This is a genomic window from Caenibacillus caldisaponilyticus, from assembly GCF_002003465.1.
GTDB lineage: Bacteria > Bacillota > Bacilli > Bacillales > Sporolactobacillaceae > Caenibacillus > Caenibacillus caldisaponilyticus.
Genome location: NZ_BDDQ01000003.1, coordinates 174918 through 183846 on the forward strand (window position 1 = coordinate 174918; position 8929 = coordinate 183846).

Annotated in this window: 9 protein-coding genes; all 9 read left to right on the forward strand. The window is 54.9% G+C overall.

Going from position 1 to position 8929, the window contains the following annotated elements; translation table 11 throughout:
* Nucleotides 1-79 precede the first annotated feature (79 nt).
* The 9 genes from CCB157_RS01860 (at nt 80) to fabZ (ending at nt 8187) form a co-directional block, all read left to right on the forward strand.
* A complete protein-coding gene (locus CCB157_RS01860; RefSeq protein ID WP_077614225.1) occupies nt 80-643 on the forward strand; it encodes a chromate transporter in 564 nt (187 codons plus the stop codon).
* 6 nt (nt 644-649) lie between these two features.
* Entirely contained in the window at nt 650-1183 is a 534-nt protein-coding gene (locus CCB157_RS01865) for a chromate transporter (RefSeq protein WP_077614226.1), read from the forward strand.
* 448 nt (nt 1184-1631) lie between these two features.
* On the forward strand, nt 1632-1730 hold the full coding sequence (locus CCB157_RS01875) for a YjcZ family sporulation protein (RefSeq protein WP_077614228.1): 99 nt from the start codon (nt 1632-1634) through the stop codon (nt 1728-1730).
* Between the two features lie 715 nt (nt 1731-2445).
* Nucleotides 2446-2718 carry a sporulation transcriptional regulator SpoIIID gene (gene spoIIID / locus CCB157_RS01885; protein WP_077614230.1) on the forward strand — a complete coding sequence of 91 codons (273 nt, stop codon included), beginning with the start codon at nt 2446-2448 and terminating at the stop codon, nt 2716-2718.
* A gap of 189 nt (nt 2719-2907) precedes the next feature.
* Nucleotides 2908-3909: a rod shape-determining protein gene (locus tag CCB157_RS01890; RefSeq protein ID WP_077614231.1), complete on the forward strand. Its 1002-nt coding sequence runs from the start codon at nt 2908-2910 to the stop codon at nt 3907-3909.
* A 346-nt stretch (nt 3910-4255) separates the two neighbouring features.
* Nucleotides 4256-5071, forward strand: a complete 816-nt coding sequence (locus CCB157_RS01895; RefSeq protein WP_077614245.1) for a flagellar hook-basal body protein — start codon at nt 4256-4258, stop codon at nt 5069-5071.
* A 187-nt stretch (nt 5072-5258) separates the two neighbouring features.
* Nucleotides 5259-6107, forward strand: coding sequence for a flagellar hook-basal body protein (locus tag CCB157_RS01900; protein ID WP_077614232.1), 849 nt, complete (start codon nt 5259-5261; stop codon nt 6105-6107).
* Nucleotides 6108-6252: 145 nt separating this feature from the next.
* Complete coding sequence (locus tag CCB157_RS01905; RefSeq protein ID WP_238594555.1) at nt 6253-7335, forward strand: DNA-directed RNA polymerase subunit beta; 1083 nt, start codon at nt 6253-6255, stop codon at nt 7333-7335.
* 423 nt (nt 7336-7758) lie between these two features.
* Nucleotides 7759-8187 (forward strand): 3-hydroxyacyl-ACP dehydratase FabZ, encoded by a 429-nt coding sequence (fabZ, locus tag CCB157_RS01910; protein WP_077614233.1) that lies wholly within the window; start codon nt 7759-7761, stop codon nt 8185-8187.
* The last annotated feature ends 742 nt before the right edge of the window (nt 8188-8929 follow it).

Sequence of the window (8929 nt, forward strand, 5' to 3'; positions counted from 1 at the left end):
ATGTCTGTCGGAACGGCATCCCGGCCGGACGGATGTCCGGTCGGGCATGACGAGAATCCAACTAGAAAGATGGTTCGCGATGAAGCTTTTAGATCTTTTTGTGGCTTTTACGAGGTCCGGCTTGTTGGGTTACGGCGGAGGCCCTTCGGCGATTCCGCTCATCAAACAAGAAGCCGTGGACCGATATCATTGGATGACGGCTGACGAATTCGGCGATGTTCTTGCGCTTTCCAATGCCTTGCCCGGCCCAATCAACACGAAGTTAGCCGGTTATATCGGCTATCGCGTGGGCGGAATAGCGGGGATGCTCGTTGCCACGCTGGCGACCGTCCTCCCGACCGTTCTCTTGATGATTGTGCTGCTCGTGTTTTTGACGTCGCTGCAGGATCAACCGTGGGTCAAGGGAATGACGCGCGCCGTCGTTCCGGTCATCGGAGTCATGCTCCTGACCATGGCCTGGGAATTCTTGAAAAAGGCGCAGGAGACGCTCGGTTGGCTAAAAAGCATAGGTTTGACGGCGGTGAGTCTGGTGTTGTTGGTGTTCGCCGACGTTCACCCCGCCATTTTGATCGCGGTCATTTTGATCTATGTGCTCGTCCGGCCCGTAAAACAGCAGGGGATAGCCAACGATGAAAGGGAGTGAGGCGGGATGCTTTTTTGGCATATCTTTCTGGCCTTTTTCATCCCCGGCATTTTGGGATACGGGGGAGGCCCCGCCTCCATTCCGCTCATTGAAAATGAAGTCGTTGACCATTATCATTGGATGAAATTGGCCGAATTCAGCCATGTTTTGGCGGTGGGCAATGCGCTGCCTGGTCCCATTGCCACAAAGATGGCCGGCTATATCGGATATGAGGTCGCCGGCGTCACCGGCGCTTTTATCGCCTTGTTGGCGACGGTGGCCCCTTCGTTGATTTTGATGATCGTCTTGCTGAATCTCTTGTATAAATATCGAAATTCACCCAAAGTCAAACGGCTCACGATGTTTATCCGCCCGACGATCGCGGTGCTTCTCGGCTGGATGGCTTACGACTTTTTTGCCGACAGCTATCGTTCGTCCGGCTGGATCCAAATGGTGGCCCTCGCAGGCATCAGCTTTGTGCTGATGGAGAAGGTGAAGGTGCATCCGGCCATCGTCATCATGGCGGCGCTCGTATACGGAGCTTTTTTTATGGCGTCTTAAAACGAGATCCGAGTCGGGTGCCGCGAAGATGTTGACGGTTCGTCATCACAGGTGACGGCGATTGCCGGACGACGCCCATCGCGGGACCGTTTAAAGCAAAAAATGTTTCCATTGGTTTTGGCGTGGGTAAGGCCCATTCGATAGCGTAGCGAGCCGCGCAGGAAACGATCCTCCGTAAGACCCTGGGGATCGTTTTTTCTCTTAGCGAACATCATCGAATTGCGCCGAATTCCGGTCGAAAGGGGCACAAACGCGGCCGAGTCAGCCGTCCGGCCGCTGTGATAAAAACATCTCCCGCTCGGGCGAAATGGCGATTTCATTTTGGGCGGGTACGGTTCGGCGAGGGGGGCATGAAGAAAGGGCATCAGCAAGGGCACCTGTCCGTTTCACCGCCTATGAAGCCCACATACGATGTAGGGAAACTGTGGGGTTAAAGGTGGTGGAACCTATGAGTTACGGTTATGGTTACGGCTATGGCTACGGTTTCGCTTTAATCGTTGTCTTGTTCATCCTTTTGATCCTCGTCGGAACCGCATACGTTTGGTAATTTACGCAAAACGTCATTCGCTCCACTCTAGCCGCTCACTCAAACAAGGCCTCGGACGCCCGCTTCCGGCGTCCTTTTTCATTTATTGGCGCAAGATCGCGATTTCCGGCGGGAAGTGCGCTCACCGGCTCCCCGTTTCACAACCAATAGACCTCTCTTTTGTCACGCATTTCAGTGCGGCGCTTCATGATGAGGCAACCGCATCGAAATGCGCTTTTTATATAGGCAACCGCTTGAAAGAAGAATCGGCCGCGCCCATCCGTTATGGTACGCCCTCCACGGTTTTTTCCGTTTATCCCTTTTATATTCCGTTATGCTTTCCGTCCGCGCCCTCATTGCATGCCTAAGCACTGGGCGATCCATTCGCCAGGCGGCCACGTTCCTTACGCGGGAAAGGCATGACGCGCCATCCCGGAGCCCATCCTCCCCTGGATAAAGCGCTGCGGAATGCCTGCCGCACAAGAAACAAAAGCCCTTGTCCCTCTTGACTTTTTGGCATATAACCCTCGACGGCTTAATAAAATGTTACAAAACTTACAACCCGATGCGGGTTCCGCGGTGCTCATATATCGAACGGGTCCGAAAGGGCGAGCCGAGCGTTGGCTTCGGATAAAGCATTTTGGAACGGTCTCGCCTTGCCGGGAGGGCTCTGGGATATATCGAACGCTGCAACTCTCTCATTATGCATGTCTTAATTTTTTGGGAGGCGAGTGGTGTGCACGATTACATCAAAGAGCGAACCATCAAGATCGGAAGGCATATCGTGGAGACGAAAAAGACGGTGCGGGTGATCGCGAAAGAATTCGGGGTTTCAAAAAGCACGGTCCATAAGGATTTGACCGAACGACTGCCCATTATCAATCCCGAACTCGCAAACGAAGTCAAAAGCGTTTTGGATTACCACAAATCCGTCAGGCATCTTCGCGGCGGTGAAGCCACGCGTCTCAAATACCGCAAAAACGCCGATAACAGCCAGGCCGTCAAGTAATTACCCCGCAGCCAATCCGCTCTTTTTCCGATCCCGCCATCCCAAGCGATATAGAAAAAGTCCCTTTCCGTTTTCAATGTAAAATTTTTTTCCGAAACAACTCCCCGGTTAAAAAATATATGTTAAAATATTTAGTTGATAATGTCGAATAATTATGCATAGAAGCGGAAAATTTAGGGAGGAAATTGGATGTTTTCAAGGGACATTGGGATAGATCTGGGCACGGCCAATGTACTCATTTACGTGAAGGGTCGGGGCATCGTCCTCAATGAGCCTTCCGTCGTCGCCATTGACACGAAAACGCAAAGACCCCTTGCCGTCGGAGAAGAAGCCCGTCGCATGGTCGGTCGCACGCCCGGGAACATCGTCGCCATCCGGCCGCTGCGCGACGGCGTGATTGCCGACTTTGAAATCACGGAGATCATGCTCAAATATTTCATCAATAAGATCAACGTCAAAGGGTTTTTGAACAAACCTCGCATTTTGATCTGCACGCCGACCAATATTACATCCGTCGAACAAAAAGCGATTCGGGAAGCAGCGGAAAAAAGCGGTGGAAAACAGGTTTACCTCGAAGAAGAGCCAAAAGTGGCCGCGATTGGGGCCGGAATGGACATCTTCCAACCGAGCGGGAACATGGTGATCGATATTGGCGGTGGGACAACCGATATTGCCGTTCTTTCCATGGGCGATATCGTCACCGCCTCCTCGATTCGCATCGCGGGCGATGCCTTCGACCGCGAAATTCTCAATTACATTAAACGGAAGTATAAATTGCTCATCGGCGAACGAACCGCAGAAGAAATTAAAATCGGCGTCGCAACGGTTTTTCCGGGCGCGCGCAAAGAGGAAATGTCCATTCGCGGCCGTGACTTGGTTACCGGATTGCCGAAGACGCTCACCATCACTTCCGAAGAAATCATGGAAGCGTTACAGGAACCGGTGTCGAACATCATCCAGTCCGCAAAAAACGTGTTGGAGCGGACGCCGCCGGAACTTTCCGCAGACATCATCGACCGCGGCATCATCTTAACCGGCGGCGGCGCCTTATTGCACGGCATCGACCAACTGCTATCCGAAGAGCTGAAAGTGCCGGTCGTCGTCGCCGACGACCCGATGACATGCGTCGCCGAAGGAACCGGCCGGATGTTGGAAAACTTGGACAAGCTGTCCCGGCGCAAGTTGAGCTGAGGCGGGTTTTCGGGCGCGAAAAGGACGGCATCCAAGGATAAAGCTAAAGGTGCGGCCACACGCGCCGTTTGCGTGGAACAAGAGGACGATCTTAAAGCATGTCCCTGTGTCCCTTATTGCGGCTGTACCGGATTTGTAGAGGCAGCGCTCTTTTTCATGGAAACCGCAAAAGGCCCCGATGCGCTTGCCTCGCCCCGTTTGGTTTTTGACGACATGACTTGCCCGCTTCTTAAGGTTCAATCGAATCAATCGTTTAACATACCGTTCAACCGCAGGAGCGGCCGCCCGCGTTTTGGTGAACGGCGGGTTTCGCGTCAATTTCGATACGATCAAAGGAGAGGTGTTCATGATTCGAGGGTTTTATACGGCGGCGGCGGGCATGCTCGCGCAAATGCAGCGCCAGGAAATGCTGACGAATAATATCGCCAATGTCAATACGCCGGGCTATAAAGCCGATCGGACAAGCCTCCACAGCTTTCCCAATGTTCTTTTACAGCAAATCGGCGGAACGATCGGCGACGGCGCCCAGATCGGCGGCATTTCCAACGGTGTTTACTTGCAGGAAGGGTTGCCCGATTTCAGCCTCGGCCCGTTGAAGGAAACCGGTGAAAACACCGACATCGCCTTGGTTCCGACGAACGTTCCTCCCGATCCCGCCTCCGGAAGAACCGGAACGTTGCTGTTTGCGGTTGCTTTGCCGAACGGCGACATCCGCTACACGCGCAACGGCCATTTTAACCTCGACCCGCTCGGGAGGCTGACGACGGCGGACGGTTATTTCGTCTTGGACGCAAACGGGCAGCCGATCACGCTCGCGACCAACGATTTTAAAGTGGACGACCACGGGCGTATTTATGAGAACGGCGTCATGGTCGGAGAGATCGGCATCGCGTATGCCGCGGATCCCGCGCAGTTGGTCAAAGAGGGCAATGATTTATTCCGGGCCGGAGCGAACGGCGCGGTCTTGCCGATGGCCAACGGCAATCCGGCGATCGCCTATTCGACGAAGCAAGGCTTTTTGGAGCAATCCAACGTGCAAGAGGAACAAGCGATGACGGACTTGCTGATGGCCTACCGCACGTTTGAAGCTAACCAACGCGTGTTGAAAACCATCGACCACACCATGGATCTCGCCGTTAACCAGGTCGGAAAGATCGGTTGAGGTTCATTTGTCGAGACATTGACACGAATCCCGCATGGTTAGCAGGGCATGAAGCGGGGAACCCAGGTATACAATAGGGCATGCGCTCAGCCGCTGGGGGACCCAACCTTTTCTTGAAATGGCCATTCCGTGAAGTTTGCCTCGGAATGGATGTTAGAGAGGTTTGACATAAGGAGGGCCGATCAGCATGGATCGCTCAATGATGACCGCCGCGGTGACCATGAACCAGCTCCAACAAGGATTGGATTTGATCGCCAACAATTTGGCCAACTTAAACACGAACGGTTATAAGAGCCGGAGCGCCACGTTTTCCAGCCTGCTTGCGCAAAATATGACCCGGCAACCGGACGAGACCGTCAATCTCGGCCGCCTCAGCCCGCTCGGCATTCGCTTGGGGACCGGCGCCCGCGTCGCGGACACCCGGTTGAAAATGGATCAAGGATCGATCCGTACGACGGGCCGGGCCCTCGACTTTGCACTCACACAACCCGACCTGTTTTTCACGGTCAGCACGACGGGACAAGAAGGGCTGGCCACAACGACAACCGGCTTTACGCGCGATGGCGCTTTTTACCTCCAACCCGACGCGAACAATCCGCGCTTTTTGAATCTCGTCACGGCGAGCGGCCAATTTGTTTTGGATGAAAACGGTAACCGCATCCGCATCCCCGGAGACTATGCCGAAATCCACGTCGACCCGACGGGCGAGATTTCTTATAAAACGCGGGGCGGCCAAAACGTGGCCGTCGGAAGGCTCGGCATCGTCCAGATTTTGCGGCCGCAGCTCCTTAAAGCGCAAGGCAACAACGTGTTTGTATTGCCTGATTTGCAAGCGCTCGGTTTGGTCGTCGGGGACGTCATCGGTCCGAACATCGCGAATCAACCGGTCGTCCAACAAAGGGCTTTGGAATCGTCGAATGTCGATCTTTCCGAAGAAATGACGAAGATGATGACGTTGGAGCGGTCGTATGAATTTAATGCCCGGTCGCTCAGCGTGGCCGACGACATGCTCGCCCTCATCAACAATTTAAGGTAAACGGAACCCCTTGAGACGTCGGGATACCTTTGGGGCGTTGGCGGCAGCTGCGATTTGCTGAATTGAAGGGTATGATTGTTGGAAATTGGTCCATTGCCCGGCGCGGCCGCGGCTTTTTGGAAAGAAACGGACTGGAGCGGAGCCGATGACGACGTTTTTTGAAGATGAGCGCGAGAACGGGCGAAGGGATCGCGACACGTCCTCTGCTGTTGAGGGGGAAACGCCCGGCCTTTCCGAAGATGGCGAACGCCTGTTGCCGCGGAACAATGAAGGCAACGGGCACGTCCCCGATGCGCGAGATGGCATCGCACCCGCGGACGGCCGCACCTTTGACATGGAAAGGAAAGCGCCCGATCTGTTGCCTGGTCATGAAAAAGCGGATGTCACAGGGACACGGAACGGACAGGATGACACGGCGCGGGTGGACGGCGCGGAAACCCATCTTTCGCCGGCGCATGCGGATATAAAAGAGCGCCGTTCGCCGCAAAGGCGGTCGGAACAGCCGGATGGCACCGGCGGCGGCGCGGCCGCATCGCCCGACCAAAAACCCGACGCTTTCCTTCAAGGCGAAACCGCCGGCAAGAGCCATCGTGCTACAAAGGGAGAGGAAATTGTGGAACGGTCGCAACACCGGGAAAACGAACGGCGCGAAGACGGTGAACGGATTCAAACCGGCCGCCGCAACGGAAAAGAAGCAGAACTTCCGAATCAATTAAAAGACGGAGAAAATCCCAGCGATTTGCCTCGATCGGATGGCGCCCGCGCAGCGGACGATGAGCGGGAAAAAACGGCGGATCGACAAAAAGCGCATCGGCAACAGGCATCCGGCCGCAAGCGGGACGTGGAACCGCTGCCGGAACCGCCGCATCAAAGGGAAAGAACGAGTGGACGGAGCGGAAACGGCGCCGACGAAGCCAAATCCGAGCGGGTTGCCACGCGCGAACAACGGCGGCAACTTGCCAAGGAACGCGAACGTCAGGCGGAGACCGCACGTAAGGCCCAACGGAGCGGCGATGAAGAAACGTCCTCGCGCACGGCGCGAAGACGTGCGAAGGGCCGTGTGTTTCCGATCTGGCTCCGGCTCGTCATCTGGATCGTTTTATGTATCGTCGGATTCGTCGGCGGGGCGATGATCGGTTACGGCGTGCTCGGCGACGGCCATCCCACCGATGTTTTCCGTCCCGCGACATGGACGCATATTCGGGACATCATTTACAAAGACCAATGAGCGAGGGCGAATCGTCCCCGCATTTTTCTTTTAATAATCCTCCGGCTTTTGGGATATGCTTTTAATGGCGCTCCGCAGGAGGATCTATTCTTCTTTTTACTGCAGGCTTTTCCCTTTTGCCTTTGCCGGTTGAAGCCCATGATTACCCGCGTTCTTCCCGTGGCGCGGATCGGGGCTTACCGCAAGGTTGTTTTGCGATCGCGGCGGTATTGGCGCAAGCAAACGGGAAAAGCATTAAAACGGAACACGAATCCGAACGGCGATCCCGAAAGTGAGAAATGGCTGATCGGTTGGTCGGAAATAGGAGCTGCACGACGCATGCTGTGGGATCGCCGCAGAGCAAAAAATAAATCGACTGGACGAAAAAAGTGTATGTAAACGAACGTTTGAAAGCATGGGAATTGATGAAAGGCGGAATGGAGCATGTTGACCCTGGAAGAAATCAAAGAAATTCTCCCGCATCGCTATCCGTTTTTGCTCGTCGACCGGATTCTCGAGCTGGAAGTCGGCCGACGCGCTGTCGGCATAAAAAACGTCACGGCGAATGAAGAGTTTTTTAACGGACATTTTCCGCAATACGCCGTCATGCCGGGCGTTCTCATCGTCGAAGCGCTGGCCCAGGTCGGCGGGGTGACGATGCTGAAAACGGAAGAAAACCGCGGCCGGCTCGCCTTTTTGGCCGGCATCGACAACTGCCGCTTCAAACGGCAAGTCCGCCCGGGCGATCAGCTTCGCCTTGAAGTTGAAATCACCCGTTTCCGCGGGAAAATCGGAAAGGGCAAAGGCGTCGCCACGGTTGACGGCGAATTGGTATGCGAAGCGGAGATCATGTTTGCTTTCGGCGAAAAATGAGCCGACGCCATAAACGGATATCGAGCGATTCTCGGCCAGCCTTTTTGAAAAGGGCTGGCCTTTTTCTGTACGCCCGGCATGGGTGCGGTGCTATAGGGTGAAAGTCCTGAACGGGGGCTGGCGAGCGCCTACCGTTAGCTGAAGGCAAGGGTGTCCGCCGTGAGGCGGAATCTGAAGGAAGCCGGAGGCAAACACTCGACCTGAGGGACACGAACCCAATTTGAGGCTGTCACAGTCGGATGAGTCTGCATAACAAGATGAAGTCCTAAGCCGCCAAGGGCTGTGGCGGTATATTGGGCAGGTACATGAGTGGAAAGTCCGCACTCTTATCCGGGGAGGCCTGTACGATACGCCTTCTAAGGATGGCAACCAAAATCGAGAGGTTTTGCTGAACGTACAGGAGTCAGCAGAGGCCATAGTACCTGAGTAAGGGACGCCTGAAAAGGGAAGGGCTGAACGTCAATTCAGGGATGGATCAAACTCTTTCGAGACGCAATGCGCTGAAGCAGAATTCCTGACGGAACTCTTTCAAGGAAAGATGGGTGAAGCCCGGAGGGCCTTGGATAGAGGGCTGAGCATTGCCCGGCAAGACTTGAACCCCATCCCGCGGAGGGAAAGAGATCTCGATGGCGCTGTTGGAGACGATTCTGTCACGGAACAACTTAATCACTGCCCTCAAACGGGTGGAAGCAAATAAAGGGGCTCCGGGCATCGACGGCGTTCCGACGGAACAACTCCGCGA